This is a genomic window from Streptomyces sp. NPDC050548 (genome assembly GCF_044457385.1).
Lineage (GTDB): Bacteria > Actinomycetota > Actinomycetes > Streptomycetales > Streptomycetaceae > Streptomyces.
Window position 1 is genome coordinate 834,077 of record NZ_JBITGV010000002.1, and the last position, 21,636, is coordinate 855,712.

A 21,636-nucleotide genomic window follows, 5' to 3' on the forward strand; every position below is an offset into this window, starting at 1 on the left:
CCGGGGAGGAGACGTGAGCCAGGCCGCTCCGCGCGTCGTCGAACTGTCCAGTCCCTTCACCCGGTTCGCCGGCCGACTGCTGGTCGGACTCGGCTACGAGGTCGTACTCGTCGAGCCACCGGAAGGCGACGGGACGCGACGCGAACTCGACGGCGACGCCTTCGTGCACTGGCACGCGGGCAAACGCTCGGTCGTCCCCGCCTCGCCGGATGACCTGCGCGCCCTGCTGAGCACCGCCGATGTGCTGCTCGACGGGAGTCCGGGCGGCGCGGAGGCGCTCGTCGCCGGGCTCGACGACCTCGTGCACGTCCGCGTCACCCCCTTCGGACTGGTCGGCCCGCGCAGCGACTGGCAGGGCACCGACCTCGTGGTGGCCGCGCTCGGCGGGATGCTCGCCCAGGTCGGCGACCCGGACGGACCGCCGCTACGGCTCCCCGAGCAGCAGGCGGAGCAGCTCGCGGGCGTCAATGCGGCGTTCGCCGCCCTGCTCGGCCTGCGCGCCCGCCGCACCGGCCCGGGACAGCTGATCGACGTCTCCGCACAGGCCTGCGTGGCCGCCGCCCTGGAGGCCGGCACCCTCGCCTATCTGCACGAGGACCGGGTGCCGCCCCGCCCCGGCCGCGTCCACCCCCTCGTCCCGCACGGCCTGTTCCGGGCCGCCGACGGTTACTTGGGCGGCGGGCTCGGCGGCAGCCCCCGCATGTGGGACGCGCTGCTGGAGTGGCTGCGCGAGGAGGACGCGGCGGCCGATCTCACGGAACCGCGCTGGCAGGACCCGGTCGAACGCAAGAAGCACCAGGAGCACGTCTTCAAGGTCGTCCAGGACTTCGTGGGCACCTGGCCCAAGGCCGAGTTCGCGGAGCGCGCCCAGGCCAGGAAACTCCCCTGGGCCGCCGTCGACCTGCCCCACGAACTCCCCGACAACCCCCAGCTCACGGCCCGCGAGTTCTTCACCCGGGTACGGACACCGCAGGGCGAACGGACCGACCTGGGCTTCCCGTTCGCGTTCCCCGAAGGCCACCGGGTACGGGAGTTGGAGGTCCGGGCCGTGGGCGCGGACCAGGAACTGCTGCACGCCGGACCGCCCGCCGAACGCCCTGTGCTTGTGCGGCAAGCCGCCGCACACCCCGCTCTGCACGGCATCCGCGTCCTCGACCTGACCTGGGTCCTGGCCGGCCCCTACTGCACGAAGATCCTCGCCGACCACGGCGCCGACGTCATCAAGGTCGAGTCCGCGGGCCGCCCCGACCCCACCCGCTTCGCCCCGTTCATGCATCTCTCCCGCGGCCCCCACACGGACCCGAACACCAACGGCTACTTCAACGAGGTCAACCGCAACAAACGCAGCATCGCCCTCGACACCCGCACCGCCGACGGCATCGAGGTGCTCCGCGAACTCATCGCCCACAGCGACGTCCTCGTGGAGAACTTCAGCTCCACGGTCATGCGTAAACTCGGCCTGGACTACGAGGAGTTGCGCCGGATCAACCCCGGGCTCGTCTACGTCAGCATGTCGGGCATGGGCCACACCGGACCGCGCAACGGCTGGGTGTCGTACGCCGACACGGTCTCCGCGAGCGGGGGTCTGACCGCGCTCACCGGCTGGGGGCCGGACGACGTGGTCGGGGTGATCTACGGCCACGGCGACATCGTCGCCGGACTGCAGGCCGCCCTTGCCACGGTCGCCGCCCTGGAGCACCGCGCCGGCACCGGACGCGGACAGCACATCGACCTGTCCCAACTGGAGGCGATCGCAGCCCACATGGGCACCAGCCTCCTCGGCGGACCGAAGGTGACACCGGCCGGCAACACCCATCCGAGCTGGAGCCCGCAGGGCGTCTACCGTTGCCTCGGCGCGGACCGCTGGCTTGCCGTCAGCGTGCGCGACGACACGGAGTGGGCCGCGCTGTGCGAGGTCATCGGCCGCCCCGAACTCGCCACCGACGAACGGACCTCGACGGCCGACGCGCGCAGACACGCCACCGGCCTGGTCGACGCCGCGCTGGGGGAGTGGACCCGCACGCTCCCCGCCGATGTCGCCGCCGAGGCGCTCCAGGCCCACGGTGTCCCGGCCGGGGCGGTCCAGGAGGGTCGTGAACTCGTCGAGCACGACCCGCAGTTGAGGGTCCGCGGCTTCTATGTGCGCAAGGAGCACCCGGTCGCGGGCGCGTTCCTCCACGAGGGCGTCCCGATCCGTCTGACCCGCACGCCCGGCGCGGTCCGGGAGGCCGCGCCCGTGCTCGGCGCCGACACCGACGCCGTACTGAAAGAGGTGGCCGGTTTCTCGGCCCAACGCGTCCAGCAGCTCCGGGAGGCGGGAGTCCTGCGGTGATCGACACCGTCCCCGGTCTCATCGAGGCGGCGGCAGCGGAGTTCGGCGACCGGCCCTTCGTGCGGGTCGGGGAGGTGACGCGGACGTACGCGCAGGCCCGTACGGCCGCGGCCACGACGGCGGGAGCGCTCGCGGAGCGCGGCTGTCGGCCGGGGGACCGCGTCGCCGTCATGGCGCGCAACCGGATCGAGTTCGTGGATCTCGTCCTTGGCTGCGCCTGGCTGGGAGCGGTACTGGTCCCGCTCAACACCGGTCTGCGGGGCAGTGGGCTGAGGCAGGTGCTGCGTACGGCGGAACCGCAATTCCTGTTGGCGGACGAGGAGTTGGCGGAGCGTGTCGTAGCGGCCGGTTTTCAGGGGCAGTTGTGGGTCGTGGGCGGGGGAGACGTACCGGTGCCGGGCGTGGCCGCCGCCGTGCCGCCGGCCCAAGTGCGTCCGGACGACACGGCGTTCGTGCTGTTCACGTCCGGCACCACGGGCGCGGCGCGCGGGGTGCGCTGCCCGCACGCGCAGGCCGTCTGGTGGGGCCGCAACGTCTCCGACTCGCTCCGCCTCACCGCCGACGACGTGCTGTACACCTGCCTGCCGCTCTTCCACACCAACGCACTGACCACCCTGACGCAGGCGATGGTCGTGGGCGCGAGCTGTGTGATCGACGAACGGTTCTCCGCCACGCGCTACTGGGAGCGGGTGGCGGAGGCAGGAGCCACCACCGCCTATCTGCTGGGCGCGATGGTGCCCATGCTGCTCGCGCAGCCGCCCGGCTCCGCCGACCGCGCGCACCGGGCCTGGCGCGCGCTCTCCCCGGCCACTCCGGGGTCCGCGTGGCAGCCCTTCCGCGAGCGGTTCGGGGTCACGCTCGTCGACGGGTTCGGGTCGACGGAGACGAACCTCGTGATCGGGTCGACGCCCGAGGAGCAGCGGCCCGGCTTCGTCGGCACCGTGCGCGAAGGCTTCTCCGCGTGCGTGGTGGACGAACTGCTCGACCCCGTCCCGGACGGAGTGCCTGGCGAGCTGCTGGTCCGCAGCACGCACCAACTCGCTTTCTGTACAGGCTACTTGGGGGAGCCCGAGCCCGGACCCACCGAGTGGCGGCGCACCGGGGACCGGGTGGTGCGCGAGCCCGACGGGTGGTTCCGGTTCGTCGACCGGATCAAGGACGTCATCCGGCGGCGCGGCGAGAACATCTCCTCGCACGAGGTGGAGTCCGTCGTCCGCGCGCACCCGGCGGTCGCCGACGCGGCGGCCTTCCCGGTGCCCTCGGAGCTGGCCGAGGACGAGGTGATGGTCACGGTCGTGCCCGCGCCCGGGCAGGCGCTGGACCTCCGGGACCTCGTACGGCACTGCGCGGAGGAGCTGCCCCCGTTCGCGGTGCCCCGCTACCTCGACACCGTCCGTGAGCTCCCGCTCACCGAGACCGGCAAAGTTCGCAAGGCGGCATTGCGGGAACGTGGGGTCACCGCCACCACCTGGGACCGCTCCACATCTCCCACTCCGGCACGACATCAAACTTGAACCGTTTGTTTTCTTGAATCACTCGTGTTTATGGCTGTAGGTTGAGCGCCATGACCGCATCCCCGCCTCCGACCACCGCCGAGGAGCTGCGCGGTGCCGGCCTGCGGGTGACGGCAGCCCGCGTCGCACTGCTGGAGACCGTTCGGCACGGTGACCACCTCGATGTCGAGGCCGTCGCCTCCGGCGTCCGTGACCGTGTGGGACACATATCGCTCCAGGCCGTCTACGACGCCCTGCACGCGCTGACCTCGGCCGGACTCATACGCCGTATCGAACCGGCAGGCAGCCCCGCCCGCTTCGAAGGACGCGTCGGCGACAACCACCACCACCTCATGTGCAGGTCGTGCGGTGTCGTCGCCGACGTCGACTGCGCGGTCGGCGAGGCACCCTGCCTGACCGCCTCCGACGACCACGGCTTCTCGATCGACGAGGCCGAGGTCATCTACTGGGGTCTGTGCCCCACCTGTACCACCGCCCCCAGTTCCTGAGTCACGTGATCCACCCCGTTTGGAAGGATTCCCATGTCTGAGAACCACGACGCAATCGTCACGGACGCGAAGTCGGAGGACGCCGGGGGCTGCCCCGTCGCGCACGGGCGCGCCCCGCACCCGACCCAGGGCGGCGGCAACCGTCAGTGGTGGCCGGAGCGCCTCAACCTGAAGATCCTCGCCAAGGACCCGGTGGTCGCGAACCCGCTCGGTGCGGACTTCGACTATGCCGCGGCGTTCGAGGCCCTCGACCTCGCGGCCGTCAAACAGGACATCGCCGAAGTGCTGACCACCTCGCAGGACTGGTGGCCGGCGGACTTCGGCAACTACGGCCCGCTGATGATCCGCATGGCCTGGCACAGCGCCGGCACCTACCGCATCAGCGACGGCCGCGGCGGTGGCGGCCGCGGCCAGCAGCGCTTCGCGCCGCTCAACAGCTGGCCGGACAACGGCAACCTCGACAAGGCCCGCCGTCTGCTGTGGCCGGTCAAGAAGAAGTACGGCCAGTCCATCTCCTGGGCCGACCTCATGATCCTTACGGGCAACGTGGCGCTGGAGACGATGGGCTTTACGACCTTCGGCTTCGGCGGTGGCCGCGCCGATGTCTGGGAGGCCGACGAGGACGTGTACTGGGGTCCCGAGACCACTTGGCTCGACGACCGGCGCTACACCGGCGACCGCGAGCTGGAGAACCCGCTCGGCGCCGTCCAGATGGGCCTCATCTACGTCAACCCCGAGGGCCCCAACGGCAACCCGGACCCGCTGGCCGCGGCCCGCGACATCCGTGAGACCTTCCGCCGTATGGCGATGAACGACGAAGAGACCGTCGCCCTCATCGCCGGTGGCCACACCTTCGGCAAGACCCACGGCGCGGGTGACGCCGACCTGGTCGGCGACGACCCCGAGGCCGCCCCGCTGGAGCAGCAGGGCCTGGGCTGGAAGTCCACCTACGGCACCGGCAAGGGCGGCGACGCCATCACGTCCGGCCTTGAGGTGACCTGGACCACCAAGCCCACCCAGTGGAGCAACGACTTCTTCGACATCCTCTTCGGCTACGAGTGGGAGCTGACCCAGAGCCCCGCCGGCGCCAACCAGTGGGTGGCCAAGGACGCCGAGGCGATCATCCCGGACGCCCACAGCGACGCCAAGAAGCTCCCCACGATGCTCACCACCGACCTCTCGCTGCGCTTCGACCCGATCTACGGCGAGATCTCGAAGCGCTTCCACGAGAACCCGGCGCAGTTCGCGGACGCCTTCGCCCGCGCCTGGTACAAGCTGACCCACCGTGACCTCGGCCCGAAGTCCCTGTACCTCGGCCCGGAGGTCCCCTCCGAGACCCTGCTGTGGCAGGACCCGCTGCCGCAGGCCGAGGGCGAGACCATCGACGCCGCCGACATCACGGCCCTCAAGGCGAAGCTCCTCGCCTCCGGCCTGACCGTCTCGCAGCTCGTGTCCAGCGCGTGGGCGTCCGCCTCCACCCACCGGGGCAGCGACAAGCGCGGCGGCGCCAACGGTGCCCGCATCCGCCTGGAGCCGCAGCGCGGCTGGGAGGCCAACGACCCCGACCAGCTCGCCCAGGTGCTGCGGGTCCTCGAAGGCATCCAGCAGGAGTTCAACTCCGGTGCCAAGAAGGTCTCCCTGGCCGACCTGATCGTCCTCGGCGGTGCCGCCGCGGTCGAGAAGGCCGCCAAGGACGGCGGCGTCGACGTGGAGGTCCCCTTCACGCCGGGCCGTGTCGACGCGACCGAGGAGCACACGGACGTCGAGTCGTTCGCCGCGCTGGAGCCGACCTCCGACGGCTTCCGCAACTACCTCGGCAAGGGCAACCGCCTCCCCGCCGAGTACCTGCTGCTCGACCGGGCCAACCTGCTCACGCTGACCGCCCCCGAGCTGACCGTCCTCGTCGGCGGCCTGCGCGTCCTGGGCGCCAACCAGGGCCAGTCCACGCACGGTGTCCTCACCGACAAGGTCGGTACGCTGACGAACGACTTCTTCGTCAACCTGCTCGACCTGGGCACCACCTGGTCCTCGACCTCCTCGGACCAGCAGACCTTCGAGGGCCGCGACGCCTCCGGCGCGGTCAAGTGGACCGGCACCCGTGCCGACCTGGTCTTCGGCTCGAACTCCGAACTCCGCGCGCTCGCCGAGGTCTACGCGAGCGACGACGCGAAGGAGAAGTTCGTGAAGGACTTCGTCGCCGCCTGGGCCAAGGTCTCCGACCTGGACCGGTTCGACCTGGTCTGAGCACTCCGCACCACCTGACGTCCGGGTCGGCCCTCACGGGTCGGCCCGGACGTTTCTCAATCACCGAACGCGCGGCACAGGAGTGCACGTTCGTCACATAAGCTCCTCCGCATGAACGAGGGGGACACCGACAGACGGATCGTCGACGGCCGCTTCGAGCTGGAGTCCCGGCTCGGCGGCGGAGGCATGGGCACGGTGTGGCGCGCCCGCGACCTGCTGCTGCACCGCTACGTCGCGGTCAAGGAGGTCCGGCCTCCGGACATCGACCTCGCCGAATACGACCCCGCCGCGGCCGAGATGCTGCGCCAGCGGGTCCTGCGCGAGGCGCGTGCGCTGGCCCGGGTCGAGCACCCGAACGTGGTGACGATCCATCACATCGTCGACGGCGGCGAGGGCACCTACCCGTGGCTCGTCATGGAACTCGTCCAGGGCGGCTCACTGGCCGACCGGTTGGAGCGGGGACCGATGGCACCGGCGGAGGCCGCCCGGCTCGGTTCCGGAGTGCTCGACGCCCTCAACGCGGCGCACGAGGCGGGCGTCCAGCACCGCGACGTGAAACCCGCCAACGTCCTGCTGCGCACCGACGGCCGCCCCGTCCTCACGGACTTCGGCATCGCCGCGATCCGCGACGCCACGGCCCTCACCGCCACCGGCTCGATCATCGGCACACCCGACTACATGGCACCGGAGCGAGTGTCCGGCCACAGCGGCGGCCCGGCCGCCGACCTGTGGTCGCTGGCGATGATGCTGTACGTCGCCGTCGAGGGCCACCATCCGCTCCGGCGCGGTACGACCCTGGCCACGCTGGCCGCCGTACTCCAGGAGGAGGTCCCGCCTCCGGTGCGGGCCGGGGCGCTGACGCCGGTGCTGTCGTGTGTGCTGGTGCGTGATCCCGAGGCGCGGCCGGACGCGGTGACAGTGGGGCGGATGCTGGTCGCTGCCGCGGCTCAACCGGAGACCCGCGGCCCCGGGACCACGTCGTACCCACTCGCACCCCCGGCCCCGCCGGCGCTGCCGCCCACCGACGACACGCAGGTTGCCCGGCGACGCAGGCGACCAGGCGTGGCGGTCGCCTCCAGCGTCGTGGGCGTACTGCTGATCGGGACGCTCGCCTGGAAGGTGCTGCCGGGCGGGAACGATGACAACAACGGTTCGGCGACGTCGCCGGGCGCGACCGGACAGACACGGCAGAGTTCACCCACCGCCACGTCTTCCAACTCGGCCTCCGCGAAGACCACCGACCTGCTCACCCCGAGTGGCATCCGCGCCGCGATCAAGGCCATCGAGAAGGAGTCGGGACGGGACGTCTTCGGCAACCTGAGCATCTATCGCGAGTACGTCCTGGCGGATGTGATGGTCAAGGGCAGCAGGACCAAGTGCGACTCGTACACGTACCGTGTCGGCAGTGGTGTCGAGAAGGACACCTCCAAAGGCACATTGATGGACGGATTCGAGCCGATGAACCTGGGGGAGTTCGACTGGGACGCGGTGCCCGCGTTGCTGACCCGTGCGGGGAAAGTGCTCAAGGTGAAGAACCCGACGTCCCGTTACATCTTGGTCGAGGGGCCGTGGAAAACGTTCGACGATCCCGCGAACATGTCTGTCTACCTGAGTGACGAGTACGGGGCGGGTGGTCACCTGGAAGCCACACCCCAGGGCAAGGTGACCAAGACGTATCCGGCCGACGAGTAAATTCACCCCGTGCCCACCCTCCTGATCGTCCATCACACCCCCTCGCCCAACTGCCAGGCCATGTTCGAAGCCGTCGTCTCCGGAGCCACGACCCCGGAGATCGAGGACGTGCGGGTCGTACGGCGGGCCGCGCTGTCCGCGACCGTGTCGGACGTGCTGGGTGCCGACGGGTATCTGCTCGGTACGCCCGCGAACCTCGGCTACATGTCCGGGGCCCTCAAGCACTTCTTCGACCAGATCTACTACCCGTGCCTGGACGAGACGCGCGGCAGGCCTTTCGGGTACTACGTGCACGGCGGGAACGACGTGACAGGAGCCGTGCGCGGCATCGAGGCGATCACGACCGGGCTGGGCTGGCGGCGCGCGGCGGACCCGGTGACGGTCACCGGCGAGCCCGACAGGGCGGGCACTGAGGCCTGCTGGGAACTCGGGGCCACGGTCGCCGCCGGGCTGACGGCCTGAGCGGGCGGTCGCCACCCGTTCGGACGCCGAAGAGTGTCGTGACCCCCCGGAGCACCGTCAGCGTGGAGGGACATGCCCCTCCGAATGACAGGAGTTCTCCATGAGGAAGCGTCTGACGGCCGCGGTGGGTCTGGCGGGTGCGGCGTTGCTGCTGTGCGCGGGTACGGCGAGCGCGGGCCCCGACCCCGTCGGTGTCGCCGTCGACAGCCCGGGCGTGCTCTCCGGAAACGTCGTCCAGATCCCCATCGACCTGGACCTCAACGTGTGCGGCAACACGATCAACGTGATCGGTCTGCTGAACCCGGCGGCGGGCAACCACTGCGAGAGCTGACGAGCCGTACCGCGAACGAGCCGTGGGCCCCGTGCCCGCGGCTCGTTCCGCCTGTCAGGGGACGTCGGTCAGCCGGTGCAGGGGAGTGCCGTGGGCCCAGCGCCGTAGCCGCGTGCCGTCGATGAGCTGGACGCCGCCCTGCCGGCGCGCCCACCGCACATCACGCCCGCTGAAGGTCCCCCGGTGGACGACGAGCCGGAGATGCGGCCCGGAACCGGCCGTGCGTCCCGAGCGCGTCGGCGCCTCCTCGTCGGGCAGCGGTTCGGCGACCGGCCGGAAGGCCACCTCCAGACGGTGACCGCGCCGGTCGCGGGCCCGGACCCGGGGCCGGCCCAGCGCGTCGGGCCGGGCGAGCGCCCGCCAGCCGTCCCGGCGCAGCATCCGGGACACGGCCAGCGCGAGGCCCTCCACATCCAGGTCGGCGATCTCCTCGGGCGTGTAGAAACCCAGACGGCGACGGGCCAGCGGCCGGTGGTGCACGACCGCGCCCCCGACGGCCGCGCCGAGCAGCGCCAGACCGCCGACTAGCGCGCCGGTGCCGAGCGCGCGGTACGCCACGGCCAGGCCGGCCACGATCCCGCACACGACGACGGCCACGACCACGAGCGCGGGCAGCACCTCGCGCAGTCCCGGGCCGTAGCGTCCCTGCGCGCGCAGCGCACGGATCGTCTCCCGCCGCCTCTGTCGCCTCTGCGTCAACAGGGCCAACTCCCCCCACCCCCAAGCGCGTTGGCGCCTGACGTAGGGATACCCGGCGGAGGCGGTCCATGTGCGCGTCGGCAGGGATACGGCCGAACCATTTCGGGGCGCGCTGCCCCTGGGGGCACATAACTCCTCCCCTCCGACCCCTGGCCCCAGCCACTTACCGACCGGTATACAAGGCCAGTTGAACGAGAGACGACCACGTCGGGTGTGTCCCGTCGCGCCGTCCCGTACCTGGGGGAGGACTTCATGAAGCGTGAGACACATCCGGCCACGAACACGCACAACCGCGGCAGGGCCGTGGCGGTCGCGGCGGCGGTCAGCGGCTGCGCCCTCGTCGTCGCGTCCGCGGCACCGGCGGCGGCACACGAATCAGGCCACGGCCACGAGCACACCACGCAGTACGTGGCGCTCGGGGACTCCTACACGTCGGGCCCGTACATACCGACCCAGGTGGACGCCAACTGCGCCCGCTCCGACCACAATTACCCCTCGGTGGTGACCGCGGACCAAAGAGGGACCGTCCTCAAGGACGTCAGCTGCAGCGGGGCGACGACCGCGGAGATGTGGCAGGCGCAGGGCACCAACCCGCCCCAACTGGACGCCGTACAGCGGGACACGGACCTGGTGAGCGTCCAGATCGGCGGCAACGACATCGGGTTCAGCACCATCATCGGCACCTGCGCCAAGCTCAGCGCCACGGACCTTGCGGGCAACCCCTGCCAGCGCTACTACTCCTCTTCGGGTGCCGACCAGTTGGCGCTGACCATCCTCAACACCGCGCCCAAGGTGGCCAAGGTGCTGCGCGCGGTCCACAAGAAGGCACCGCACGCGCGCGTGCTCGTCGTCGGCTACCCGGACCTCCTGCCCGACGACGGCAGCGGCTGCTACCCCTCGGTGCCGTTCGCCGCCAAGGACTTCCCCTACCTCCGTGACACCGGCAAGCGCCTCAACCTGATGCTCCGTCTGGTCGCCGCGCTCAACGGCGCGGAGTACGTCGACACCTACGGCCCGACCGTCGGCCACGACATGTGCAAGGCGCCCGCCGACCGCTGGACAGAGCCGCTGCAGCCCGCCTCCCCGGCGGCTCCGGCGCACCCCAACGCGAAGGGCGAGGCGGCCATGGCGGGCGCGGTGCTCAAGCAGCTCGACCGGCGCCACCGGTACTGACGGACAGCGCGGGCCCGGGTTTTCCACAGGCGGCGGGGGTGTACTCGCTAAACGCGCCCCTGACGAGGAAAGATGGGGCCGTACGCGAAGTCGGTCGATGCGGAGGAGCGGGCAGATGCCACACGAGCGAGCGGGCGAACAGGCCCGCGCCGAGGATCTCGTAGACGTAGCCCGACTGGTCACCGCGTACTACGCGCTGCACCCGGACCCGGCCGAGCCGGGGCAGCGCGTGGCGTTCGGCACCTCCGGGCACCGCGGGTCCTCCCTGAACACGGCGTTCAACGAGGACCACATCGCCGCCACCAGCCAGGCCATTTGCGAGTACCGGGCCGGCCAGGGCACCGACGGTCCGCTGTTCCTCGGGGCCGACACCCACGCGCTGTCCGAGCCCGCGCAGGTCACCGCGCTGGAGGTGTTCGCGGCCAACGAGGTCACGGTCCTCATCGACAGCGCGGACGGCTACACGCCCACCCCGGCGGTGTCCCACGCCATCCTCACCCACAACCGCGGCCGGGCCTCGGGCCTCGCGGACGGCGTCGTGGTCACCCCCTCGCACAATCCGCCCGCCGACGGCGGTTTCAAGTACAACCCGCCGAACGGCGGCCCGGCCGGCTCCGAGATCACCTCCTGGATCCAGGACCGCGCCAACGAGATCATCGCGAGCGGCATGAAGGACGTCCGCCGCATCCCCTACACGCAGGCCCTCGCCGCCCCCGGCACGGGCCGCTACGACTTCCTCGGTACGTATGTCGCCGACCTGCCGAGCGTGCTCGACCTTGACGCGATCCGGACGGCCGGGGTGCGGATCGGCGCCGACCCGCTGGGCGGGGCGTCCGTCGCCTACTGGGGCCGGATCGCCGAGGAGCACCGGCTCGACCTGACCGTGGTCAATCCGCTCACGGACCCGACCTGGCGGTTCATGACGCTGGACTGGGACGGCAAGATCCGCATGGACTGCTCGTCGCCGTACGCGATGGCCTCGCTGATCGCCCAGCGCGACCGCTTCGACATCGCCACCGGCAACGACGCCGACTCCGACCGGCACGGCATCGTCACACCGGACGCGGGCCTGATGAACCCCAACCACTATCTGGCCGTGGCCATTTCGTACCTCTACGCCCACCGTGAGCAGTGGCCCGCGGATGCCGGGGTCGGCAAGACCCTGGTGTCCTCCTCGATGATCGACCGGGTCGCCGCCGACCTCGGGCGCCGGCTCGTCGAGGTGCCCGTCGGCTTCAAGTGGTTCGTCGACGGACTGGTCGACGGCTCGCTCGGCTTCGGCGGCGAGGAGTCGGCCGGCGCGTCCTTCCTGCGCCGGGACGGCTCCGTGTGGACCACCGACAAGGACGGCATCATCCTGGCGCTGCTCGCGAGCGAGATCACCGCGGTCACCGGGAAGGCGCCGTCCCAGCACTACGCGGCGCTCACGGACCGCTTCGGCACCCCGGCCTATGCCCGGATCGACGCCCCCGCGAACCGCGAGGAGAAGGCGCTGCTCGCCAAGCTCTCGCCCGCGCAGGTCACCGCCGACACGCTGGCCGGTGAGCCCGTCACCGGCGTCCTCACCGAGGCGCCCGGCAACGGCGCGGCCCTCGGCGGCATCAAGGTGACCACCGCCAACGCCTGGTTCGCGGCGCGGCCCTCCGGCACCGAGGATGTGTACAAGATCTACGCCGAGTCCTTCCGCGGCCCGGACCACCTCGGCCAGGTACAGGAGGAGGCGAAGGCCGTGGTCGGGGCGGCGCTGGGCGGCTGACCGGACTGTCGGCCGTGGTGCGGGCCGCCTCTGGAATGAACGGTGTGGCGGCCGGTGTTGGGCGACAGGTGAGTCACGACGCCAGACGAAAGTGAACCCCGTATGTCCTTGGAAGCCACCGACTACACGGGGCAGACGTCGTGCGGCGACGAAGCCCGCACCCCGCTGCGCGACTTCCTGCGGACCGAGACCGGGAGTGCCGCTGTCCTTGTGGCGGCGGCGCTGGTCGCGCTCGTCTGGGCCAATGTGACGCCGTCGGCGTACGAGTCGTTCTGGGGGACCCACCTCTCCGTGCGGCTCGGCTCGCACGGGGTCTCGCTCGATCTGCGCGAGTGGGTCAACAGCGGGCTGATGACGCTGTTCTTCCTCGTCGTCGGCCTGGAGGCGCGCCGCGAGTTCGACATGGGCGAACTGCGCGAACGCAAGCGGCTGGCGCTACCGCTCGTCGCGGGCCTGAGCGGCATGCTCGTGCCGATCGGCATCTACCTGGCGATCAACGCAGGCCACGGCACGGCGGACGGCTGGGGCGCGGCGATGTCCACCGACACGGCGTTCGCGCTCGGGATGCTGGCCGTCGTGGGCCGGGACATGCCGCCCGGACTGCGCGTCTTCCTCCTCACGATCACCGTCGTCGACGACTTCCTCGCGCTCGTGGTGATCGCCGTCTTCTACAGCGAGCACATCGCCGTACCGGCGCTCCTGACCGCCGTGGGCACCTTCGCCGTGGTCCTGCTGTTGCGGCGGTTCAGGGTGCGCAGGGGCCCGGTGTACGCGGTTCTCGGGGTCGTCGCCTGGGTCGCGCTGCTGAAATCGGGTGTGGACCCCGTCGTCATCGGGCTCGCCATGGGACTGATCACCTTCGCCTACCCGGCGGGACGCGACGACCTGGAACGCGCCACCGGACTGTTCCGGCTCTTCCGCGAGCAGCCCACCCCCGAGCTGGAACGTGACGTGCGGGCCGGTATCGCCGCGTCCATCTCCCCGAACGACCGCCTCCAGCGCATGTACCACCCGTGGGCGAGCTATGTCGTGGTCCCGCTGTTCGCGCTGGCCAACGCCGGGCTCCAGATCAGCGGGGAGCAACTGGCGCGAGCCTTCACCTCGCCCGTCGGGCTGGGCATTCTCATCGGGTACGTCCTCGGCAAACCGTTCGGCATCGTCGCCTCGACGGCGCTGACCAGCGTCCTGTCCCGGGGCCGGGTCCGGCCGCCGGTCGGCTGGGGCGCCGTGACCGCGGGCGGCACCCTCGCGGGCGTCGGCTTCACCGTCTCCCTGCTGATCGCGACGCTCGCCTTCGACGGGACCACGCTGGAGGACGCGAAGACCGGCATCCTCAGCGCCGTCGTCGGCTCGTTCCTGGTCTCCCGGCTGGTCACCGGGGTGATCGGACTGCTGCCGCCGCAGATCCGGCCCAGGGTGCTGTTCGGCAGGGCGGAGACCATCGTCGACCTGTCCGTTCCCGTCGACCCCGACCGCGACCACCTGCGCGGCCCGCGGCACGCGCCGGTGACCGTCGTGGAGTACGGCGACTACGAGTGTCCGTACTGTGGCATGGCCGAGCCGGTCGTCCGTGAACTCCTCGGCGACTTCGGGGACGAGGTGCGGTACGTGTGGCGGCACCTCCCGCTCACCGACGTCCACCCGCACGCCCAGCTCGCGGCCGAGGCGGCGGAGGCCGCCGCGCTGCAGGGCGGCTACTGGGAGATGCACGACCTGCTGATGAGCCATCAGGGCGCGCTGCGTCTCAAGGACCTGCGGGGCTATGCCGAACAGATCGGCCTGGACACCGCCCGCTTCGAACGCGACATGCGGGCCCACGCCGGGGCGGGCCATGTCGCCGAGGACGTGGAGTCGGCCGACCTCAGCGGAGTGGCGGGCACACCCACCTTCTTCGTGAACGGCCGTCGCCACTACGGCGCCTATGACATCGAGGGCCTCTCCCAGGCCGTACGGGCGGCTCGGGAGCGGGCCGCGGTGGCGGCGTAGGCGGCCCGGCCCGCGGGTGACCGGCGGATCTCCGGCCGTGCGGCGCTGCCACAATGCTCGCGTGGACGAACAGGACGCGGGGCCGCGGGCCCGCATCGAACGGCTTATCGGTCCGCTGAAGAGGAACATGCCCAGGGCCGGGGACTTCGGTTTCGAGGCGATCCAGCGACTCGGGAACCCGGTGCCGCTCCTGGTGCAGAACGACGGCGAGCGGCCGTTGGAGCTGTGGCTGGAGCCGTTCGGGCAGGACTACTGGCTGGCGCCCGGCGAGGCCGTGTACGTCACCTCGTACGGGACGTGGAGCGACCACCCCTTCGAGACGCACCACGAGCCCGACCGCCTCACCGTCTGGGCCACGTCCTGGTTCGCGACGGTCTCCGACGGCGACGGCAACGAATTCCCCGCGGGCCGCCGGGACACCGCCCAGGTCCATCGGGCAGTGCCGGGAATGCATCGACGGGTGCCCGTGTTGGAACGCATGTAGCTGACATGCTCGGGACAAAATCCCGGGATGTGGGCGGAAGGAGGTCCTCATGGCACGCACCACGAACCGTCCCGTCGTCACCCTCAGGTCGACGGCCGGGACCGGCGTCACCTACGTGACGCGGAAGAACCGTCGCAACGACCCCGACCGGCTGGTCCTGCGCAAGTACGACCCGGTCGCCGGCGAGCACGTCGAATTCCGCGAACAGCGTTGAACCCCGCAGAGCGGCCGTCCCTCCGGGGGCGGCCTGAGGAAGGAAACACCATGAGGTCTGGCATCCACCCCGTGTCCCGACCGGTCGTCTTCCGCGACCGCGCCGCGGACACCGCGTTCCTCACCACCTCGACCGCGCAGTCCGCGCGCACGATCGAGTGGGCGGACGGGAACACCTACCCGCTGATCGACGTCGAGATCTCGTCGGCCGGCCACCCCTTCTACACCGGCAACACACGGGTCGTGGACACCGCCGGCCGTGTGGAGCGCTTCGAGCGCCGCTACGGGAGGCAGTCATGAAGGTCCGCAACTCCCTGCGCTCGTTGAAGGCCAAGCCCGGCGCGCAGGTGGTCCGCCGCCGAGGTGTGACCTTCGTCATCAACAAGAAGGACCCGCGCTTCAAGGCCCGCCAGGGCTGACACAGCGCAAACGACCGGCCGGCCCGGCCCCGCTACGGCGGTGGCCGGGCCGTTCCCGTCTTCACACCCAGAGGGAGAAGAATCGGTTCTTTATGCTTATAGCGGTACCAACCCCTTTGGAGTGGTCGATGTCCCGCATACGCCCGACGGACGACGGCGACGAGCTGCTGGCCCGGCTCGGGACGCTGACCGCCCAGGCGCGCGAGCGGGCCGAGCTGCAGCGCTCTCTGCTGCAACTGGCCGTCGCCCTGCAACGCGGCATGCTGCCCGGGGACATGCCCGTCACTCCCCGGTTCCACCTGGCGGTCAAGTACTCGCCCGCCAACCACGGCCTCAACGTGGGCGGCGACTGGTACGACGCCTTCACCATGCCCGACGGGCGCATCGGCCTGTCCATCGGCGACGTCCAGGGCCACAACATCGAGGCCGCCGCGTTCATGGGCCAGGTCCGGGTCGGCCTGCGCGCCCTCGCCTCCGTCACCAGCGAGCCCGGCGAACTCCTCGCCCTGACCAACGACCTGCTCCTGTCGCTGGGCACCGAACTCTTCGCGACCTGCACCTTCGTCCGGCTCGACCCGGCCACCGGGGTGCTGGAGAGCGCGCGGGCCGGACACATACCCTCCGTCTGGGCCACCGCCGACGGCCGGTGCGGCATCGCCGACGACGAGGGCGGGCCGCCGCTGGGCGTCGTCGCCGGACAGCGGTACCCCGTGACCGAGCACCGGCTCACCACCGGCGGAGTCTTCGTCCTGGTGACCGACGGCGTCGTGGAGGGCCCCTCGATGAGCGTCGACGAGGGCCTCGACCAGGTGATGCGCCTCGCGGGAATCGCCGCCGTGGCGGGCATGGAGGCGGGCTCGCTCGCAGCCGCAGTGATCAAGGGAGCCGAGCGTGTGGGGCACGAGGACGACGCGGCCGTACTGGTCGTGGGACACGGCGCGCCCGAGACCGGACCATAGGGCCACCTCGCGTCTCTCGCCTCGCCGACACGGCGGGGTCGGTGTCTGATGGCAGCTGTGGTGGGTTTCGATGATCTGCGGCGACCGGCCGGGTACGCCCTCCTGACGCTGGCCGTCGCCGGCTGCTACTTCGCGGCGGGCCGGCTCGGCCTGCTCCGCGAGCTGGTGGTCGAGGGCGCCGTGTTCACCCCGATCTACCCGCCCACCGGTGTGGCGGTGGCCGCCCTGCTGATCTTCGGGCTGCGGGTCTGGCCCGGCATCGCCCTCGGCATCCTGTTCGTGATCATGTCCCTCACCTCGCTCCACCCGACCGCGCTCGTCGTCCTCGTCGGCAACACCGTGGCCCCTGTCTGCGCGTACCTCATGCTGCGCCGGGTGGGCTTCCGCACCGACCTCGGCAGACTCCGCGACGGCCTCGCCCTGGTCTTCCTGGGCGCCCTGACCGCCATGCTGATCAGCGCGAGCTGCGGGGTCGTCCTCCTCGTCGTCACCGACAAGCTGGCCTCGCACTCCTTCTGGCCGGTCTGGCTGGGCTGGTGGGTGGGCGACGCGATGGGCGTGCTCATCGTCACTCCGCTCCTGCTGATGTTGCGCACGGTGCGGTTCCCGCTGGACCTGCACCGCTGGAAGGAGGCCCTGCTGCTGGTGGCCACCATCGCCGTCATCGTCCCGCTGGTCACCCACAGCCATGTCAGCCTGCTGTTCCTGATCTATCCACTGCTGATCTGGGCCGCGCTGCGGTTCCGGTTCGCGGGCAGCATGCTGTGCGCCCTGTTCGCCTCCGTCATGGCCACCATCGCGGCGACCCGGGAGTCGGGTCCCTTCGCCGACCTGACGCATGTCGAGGTGATGATGAAACTCCAGGCCTTCAACGGCACGATGGCCCTCACCGCCCTGCTGCTCTCCTCCGTCATCACCGAGCAGCGCAACACCAGACTCTCGGTGGAACAGGCCTGCCAGGAACTGGCCGAGGTCCTCGAACACCTCACCGCGGGCGACCCCCGCCAGGGCGGCCGGCCCTGACCGGCCCGTTCCGTCAGATTAGGCCCGCGTCGCCCCTGCGGCGCAGCACCAGCAGCGCGGTGTCGTCGCGGGGCATACCCGCCGTATGGCGGCGCAGATCACCGTAGACGGTGGCCGGAACATCCTTCGGGAGGACATCGCCCCAGCTCGCCGCCCGCTCCTCCAGGGGGTAGAAGACCCCGGACGGATCGCGTGCCTCGGTGACGCCGTCCGTGCAGAGCAGGAGTGTGCCGTCGGCGGGGAAGGCGAACCATTCGACGGTACGGGGCTCGGGGGCCAGTGCGTCCAGGCCCAGCGGTACGCAGGGCTCCTGCCGCAGCACCGGATCGGCCCGCTCCTCGCGCAGCAGCAACGGCGCCACATGACCGCAGTTGATCGCCTGGACCTCCTGCTCGCCGTCGACGCCCAGGACGATCGCCGTCACGAACCGCTCCCGCTCACCGGTCTGTGCCGCGAAGGAGTTGTGCCGTAGGACGGCCTCCTCCAGGGCGTCCACCACGGCGGTCAGCGTGGGCTCTGCCACGGCCGCCTCGCGGAAGGCGCTCAGTACCGCGAAGGCCGCGCTGATCGCCTGGAGGCCCTTGCCCTGGACGTCGGCGATGAAGACCCGGGTGCCGTACGGGGAGGCGACGACCTCGTAGACGTCACCGCCGACCCGGCTGTCCTCCTCCACCGGCCGGTAGAGGCCGTGGACCAGCAACTGGTCGGTCATGAGAGGGAACGGGCGCAGGATCTGCCGTTGCAGGGCCGCTGCCGCTGATCGCAGCCGGGCGATCTCGCCCTCCCAGCGGATCCGCTGCGCCGCCCGCGCCACGCTGAGGCCGTTGAACACCAGGGTGAAGGCGATGACCGCCGCGTCCGCTCCCACCGTGTGCAGCGGTGTGTCGAAGAGGGAGCCGGCGATGACGATCGTCACCCACACGGACGCCACCGTGGTCTGCCGCACAGTGCCGCGCCCGGCGATCAGCGCGGGCAGCACCACCAGAAAGGGGGCCGGGCGGGTGTCGCGGCCCAGGGCGATACCGGTCAGGGCCACCAGCGCCGTGGTGCTGACCAGCCAGAACACCACCGCGGCCCAGCTGAGCGGAGGCGTGGTCCGGTGCCCTGCGTCGGCCGCGGTGGAACCGGCCGGATCTCCGGAGATACGCACCGGCCCTCCCACTGCCTGCGGTCGTCGGCCAACCGTCGGGAACAGTTCCCACTCTTCAATATCGGCCCCACTCGTACCGTCCGCGAGCCGCAACACCACTCCGGCCCGAACCGGGACGCACCTGACCCCGTCAGGGGGCTAGATTCCGATATGTGTGTTCGTCCAAGGGTGGGGGAGTGGGGAGAGCGTGTTCATCTGGCGCACACTGCGGGGTGAATGGCAGGGCATCGTCGTCGATCCCGTACGGCAGTTGATGCGGCGCGGGCTGCCGGGGATGTCCCTGGCGTTCGTCGCCGCCTTCGGCGTCATCTTCTTCCACGCGCTGGCGCAGCGGCCGGGCGGCGCGTCGATCGTCCGGCACCTCGGCGGCGTCCAGGGCGACCTGCCGCTGTGGCTCGCTCTGCTGCGCACCCCGATATCGCTGTACGTGCCGGCCCTCGACCTGCCCGTGTGGGCCGGCATCACCCAGCTGTTCCTGGCGTTCGCGCTGGCCGAACTGGCACTGGGCCGGGTCCGCACCCTGGTCGTCGCCTACGCGACCACACTGGCCGGCACCCTCACCGTGCGCGTCATGCTCCTGATCGGGCCCGGCTGCGGGGGCATCGGGCTGCGCCCCGAGATCGGGCACGTCCTCGACACCGGGCCGTCCGCGGCGGTCGTAGGACTCTTCACGTATCTCGCCGTCGTCCGCCGCGCTCCCGTGGTGTTCTTCCTGACCGGCGGGTCGATGGTGTGGGAGTCGATCGTGAAGCCCAATCTGGCGGGCCGCGAGCACCTCGTCGCCGTGGGCGCCGCCATCGTCATGGGCCTGGTCCACGAACTGCGTCACAGGCGGCCGGACGTCGCCACGCTGCTCCCGCACTTCAGGACGGACCAGCCGGTCAGGCCCGAGGCACGCTGCCCATCTCCGCACTGAACCCGACCGGCTCGCTGTCGAACCCGCGCACCATCGGGCGGAACTCCCAGGCCCCGGAGGCGTCCTTGGTGAACTCCCCGACCGTCGCCGCGGTGGACCCGCCCACCTCGGCGAAGTCGTCCGACAGCAGTTCCTTGTAACCCTCCACGACCAGGGTTCTGGCGTGCGACAGATCACCGAACGTCCGTGTCCCGCCGTTCTGATGGATGGCCACCCCCACGACCACCCGTCCGAAGGACGCGGCGAGCCGGTCGAGTTCGAGGACCATGACCTCCATGTAGCCGTACCCCTGGCCGGTCTCGCTGTGCCGGCTCATGTTGATCGTGCCGTCCGGCGAGCGGCTCTCGGAGTTGACGACGTACACCGGGCGTCCGTGCGGTGCGTCGGCGGAGTAGGTCGCCGCGACGATGTCCAGGTGGCGCGGCTGCTGCCCCCAGGGACTCGGATCCCAGCGGAGTCGTACTTCGACCTTCCCCACGATCTTGCTGACACTGCTCACTGATCGCCGCTCCCGAATCGGGCCATCACGGGGCGTTTCCCGCATGGTCAAGTATCGCTCTTCGACGGCCTGTTGATGCCCACCGAACAGACCTGTCATGCCCGGGGTGAAGCGCTCCGGATCGCGTCCACCAGTCCGGCGACGAGGTTCGCCCGCTCGGCCATCGACGCGACGAGCAGATACTCGTGGTCGGCGTGCGCCCCGCCCCCGACCGCGCCCAGGCCGTCGAGCGTCGGCACCCCCAGCGCGGCCGTGAAGTTGCCGTCGCTGCCACCGCCGACCGCCCTGCCTTCCAGGCCGGGGAGCAGCCGTTGTGCCACCGCGAACAACCCGGCCGCGGCCGACTCGGGCATCGGCGGCCGGCCGACACTCCCTCGTACGGTGAGCACGGCCTCGTCCAGATGCGGGGCGAGGGCGGCGAACGCGGACTCGATCCGCCGCGTCTCCTCGGCCGACTCGACGCGGACGTCCACGACGACGGTCGCCGCCGCCGGTACGACGTTGTCCAGCGTGCCCGCCGACGCGACGGTCGGGGTGACGGTCGTACCGACCTCGGGCCGCCCCAACTCCGCGATGGCCAGCACCTGGTGGGCCGCCTCGACCAGCGCGTTCACCCCGGCGGCGGGCTCAAGACCCGCGTGCGCGGCCCGGCCCGCGACGGACACCTCGAACGTGCCACAGCCCTTGCGGCCGGTCTTCACGCCCCCGCCGTCGGCGGCACCCTCGACCACCAGCACGGCACCGCAGGCGAGGGTGCGTTCCTCGATGAGGGCCCGGGAGGAGCGGGAGCCGACCTCTTCGTCGGCGGTCACCAGGATCTCGGCGCCAGAGAGGTCGTCGAGCGAGGCCAGCCCGTGGATCGCCTGCACCAGACCGCCGAGCATGTCGAAGACACCGGGACCGGTCGCCCGCCCGCCCTCGACGAGGAAGGGGCGGCGCGCGAGGGTGCCCAGCGGGAACACCGTGTCGTGGTGACCGAGGATCAGCACGCGGGGTGCACCGCCGCCGGACCAGTGGACGTGCGGCCCGCCTTCACTGTCGACGAGTACGGCCCGGCCGCCGAGCCGCGCCTCGACGACGGCGGCCACGGTCTCGGCCGACTTCCGCAGGGCGCCCAGGTCACGGGAGGGGGACTCGACCTCGACGAGGGTCCGGAGGTCTTCGATCATCGCGTCGACACTCACGCCGACCGTCTCGCTTGTGGTCACAGGGGAAGCGTACGCGGGCCCCGTCTCCCACCCGGACGACGAAGGGCCGGCCCGACGGCGAACGCGTCGAACCGGCCCAACGGCGCTG

21 protein-coding genes are annotated in these 21,636 nt (G+C 71.1%); 17 read left to right on the forward strand and 4 right to left on the reverse strand.

From position 1 onward, the window contains the following. Positions 1 to 13 precede the first annotated feature (13 nt). The 7 genes from ACIBJH_RS09655 (at position 14) to ACIBJH_RS09685 (ending at position 9,063) form a co-directional block, all read left to right on the forward strand. Entirely contained in the window at positions 14 to 2,332 is a 2,319-nt protein-coding gene (locus tag ACIBJH_RS09655) for a CoA transferase (protein WP_399116284.1), read from the forward strand. Beyond that, positions 2,329 to 3,846, forward strand: coding sequence for an AMP-binding protein (locus ACIBJH_RS09660; RefSeq protein ID WP_399116285.1), 1,518 nt, complete (start codon positions 2,329 to 2,331; stop codon positions 3,844 to 3,846). Before ACIBJH_RS09655 ends, ACIBJH_RS09660 begins: the two co-directional genes overlap by 4 nt. Before the next feature lie 50 nt (positions 3,847 to 3,896). After that, positions 3,897 to 4,334 carry a Fur family transcriptional regulator gene (locus tag ACIBJH_RS09665; protein ID WP_200713137.1) on the forward strand — a complete coding sequence of 146 codons (438 nt, stop codon included), beginning with the start codon at positions 3,897 to 3,899 and terminating at the stop codon, positions 4,332 to 4,334. Between the two features lie 33 nt (positions 4,335 to 4,367). Next, entirely contained in the window at positions 4,368 to 6,578 is a 2,211-nt protein-coding gene (katG, locus tag ACIBJH_RS09670) for a catalase/peroxidase HPI (protein WP_399116286.1), read from the forward strand. A 111-nt stretch (positions 6,579 to 6,689) separates the two neighbouring features. Then, positions 6,690 to 8,270: a serine/threonine-protein kinase gene (locus ACIBJH_RS09675; RefSeq protein WP_399116287.1), complete on the forward strand. Its 1,581-nt coding sequence runs from the start codon at positions 6,690 to 6,692 to the stop codon at positions 8,268 to 8,270. A 9-nt stretch (positions 8,271 to 8,279) separates the two neighbouring features. Beyond that, a complete protein-coding gene (locus tag ACIBJH_RS09680; RefSeq protein ID WP_399116288.1) occupies positions 8,280 to 8,732 on the forward strand; it encodes a flavodoxin family protein in 453 nt (150 codons plus the stop codon). A 100-nt stretch (positions 8,733 to 8,832) separates the two neighbouring features. Beyond that, entirely contained in the window at positions 8,833 to 9,063 is a 231-nt protein-coding gene (locus ACIBJH_RS09685; protein WP_399116289.1) for a chaplin, read from the forward strand. Positions 9,064 to 9,117: 54 nt separating this feature from the next. Here ACIBJH_RS09685 and ACIBJH_RS09690 read toward each other — a convergent pair whose 3' ends face one another. Then, positions 9,118 to 9,762: a hypothetical protein gene (locus tag ACIBJH_RS09690; RefSeq protein WP_399116290.1), complete on the reverse strand. Its 645-nt coding sequence runs from the start codon at positions 9,760 to 9,762 to the stop codon at positions 9,118 to 9,120. A 252-nt stretch (positions 9,763 to 10,014) separates the two neighbouring features. Here ACIBJH_RS09690 and ACIBJH_RS09695 point away from each other — a divergent pair, with 252 nt between their 5' ends. From ACIBJH_RS09695 to ACIBJH_RS09735, 9 genes are all read left to right on the forward strand, one after another. Beyond that, entirely contained in the window at positions 10,015 to 10,935 is a 921-nt protein-coding gene (locus tag ACIBJH_RS09695; protein ID WP_399116291.1) for an SGNH/GDSL hydrolase family protein, read from the forward strand. Between the two features lie 115 nt (positions 10,936 to 11,050). Continuing rightward, entirely contained in the window at positions 11,051 to 12,691 is a 1,641-nt protein-coding gene (gene pgm / locus ACIBJH_RS09700; RefSeq protein WP_399116292.1) for a phosphoglucomutase (alpha-D-glucose-1,6-bisphosphate-dependent), read from the forward strand. A gap of 102 nt (positions 12,692 to 12,793) precedes the next feature. Next, positions 12,794 to 14,677: a Na+/H+ antiporter NhaA gene (nhaA, locus tag ACIBJH_RS09705; protein WP_399116293.1), complete on the forward strand. Its 1,884-nt coding sequence runs from the start codon at positions 12,794 to 12,796 to the stop codon at positions 14,675 to 14,677. Positions 14,678 to 14,738: 61 nt separating this feature from the next. Further along, positions 14,739 to 15,161 carry a hypothetical protein gene (locus ACIBJH_RS09710; protein ID WP_399116294.1) on the forward strand — a complete coding sequence of 141 codons (423 nt, stop codon included), beginning with the start codon at positions 14,739 to 14,741 and terminating at the stop codon, positions 15,159 to 15,161. A 49-nt stretch (positions 15,162 to 15,210) separates the two neighbouring features. Further along, positions 15,211 to 15,375 carry a 50S ribosomal protein L33 gene (gene rpmG / locus ACIBJH_RS09715; RefSeq protein WP_019068175.1) on the forward strand — a complete coding sequence of 55 codons (165 nt, stop codon included), beginning with the start codon at positions 15,211 to 15,213 and terminating at the stop codon, positions 15,373 to 15,375. Between the two features lie 50 nt (positions 15,376 to 15,425). Then, complete coding sequence (locus ACIBJH_RS09720; protein WP_399116295.1) at positions 15,426 to 15,674, forward strand: type B 50S ribosomal protein L31; 249 nt, start codon at positions 15,426 to 15,428, stop codon at positions 15,672 to 15,674. Next, positions 15,671 to 15,793 carry a type B 50S ribosomal protein L36 gene (gene ykgO / locus ACIBJH_RS09725; RefSeq protein ID WP_014669332.1) on the forward strand — a complete coding sequence of 41 codons (123 nt, stop codon included), beginning with the start codon at positions 15,671 to 15,673 and terminating at the stop codon, positions 15,791 to 15,793. The genes ACIBJH_RS09720 and ykgO overlap by 4 nt, the downstream gene beginning before the upstream one ends. Positions 15,794 to 15,921: 128 nt before the next feature. Beyond that, complete coding sequence (locus ACIBJH_RS09730) at positions 15,922 to 16,752, forward strand: PP2C family protein-serine/threonine phosphatase (RefSeq protein ID WP_399116296.1); 831 nt, start codon at positions 15,922 to 15,924, stop codon at positions 16,750 to 16,752. Between the two features lie 48 nt (positions 16,753 to 16,800). Then, the gene (locus ACIBJH_RS09735) at positions 16,801 to 17,775 is read left to right on the forward strand and encodes an MASE1 domain-containing protein (RefSeq protein ID WP_399116297.1); all 975 of its coding nucleotides are present in this window, start codon (positions 16,801 to 16,803) and stop codon (positions 17,773 to 17,775) included. A gap of 13 nt (positions 17,776 to 17,788) precedes the next feature. Here the strand turns inward: ACIBJH_RS09735 and ACIBJH_RS09740 are convergent, their stop codons facing one another. Continuing rightward, positions 17,789 to 18,925: a PP2C family protein-serine/threonine phosphatase gene (locus tag ACIBJH_RS09740; protein ID WP_399116298.1), complete on the reverse strand. Its 1,137-nt coding sequence runs from the start codon at positions 18,923 to 18,925 to the stop codon at positions 17,789 to 17,791. A 187-nt stretch (positions 18,926 to 19,112) separates the two neighbouring features. Here ACIBJH_RS09740 and ACIBJH_RS09745 point away from each other — a divergent pair, with 187 nt between their 5' ends. Then, positions 19,113 to 19,841, forward strand: a complete 729-nt coding sequence (locus tag ACIBJH_RS09745; protein WP_399116299.1) for a hypothetical protein — start codon at positions 19,113 to 19,115, stop codon at positions 19,839 to 19,841. On the opposite strand, the gene ACIBJH_RS09750 is transcribed toward ACIBJH_RS09745, so the two are convergent. Together ACIBJH_RS09750 and ACIBJH_RS09755 are read right to left on the reverse strand one after the other, a co-directional pair. Further along, positions 19,807 to 20,340: a TerD family protein gene (locus ACIBJH_RS09750; protein ID WP_399116300.1), complete on the reverse strand. Its 534-nt coding sequence runs from the start codon at positions 20,338 to 20,340 to the stop codon at positions 19,807 to 19,809. The two genes, ACIBJH_RS09745 and ACIBJH_RS09750, sit on opposite strands and share 35 nt — an antisense overlap. A 95-nt stretch (positions 20,341 to 20,435) precedes the next feature. Continuing rightward, complete coding sequence (locus ACIBJH_RS09755) at positions 20,436 to 21,509, reverse strand: M20/M25/M40 family metallo-hydrolase (RefSeq protein WP_399116391.1); 1,074 nt, start codon at positions 21,507 to 21,509, stop codon at positions 20,436 to 20,438. Positions 21,510 to 21,636 lie beyond the last annotated feature (127 nt).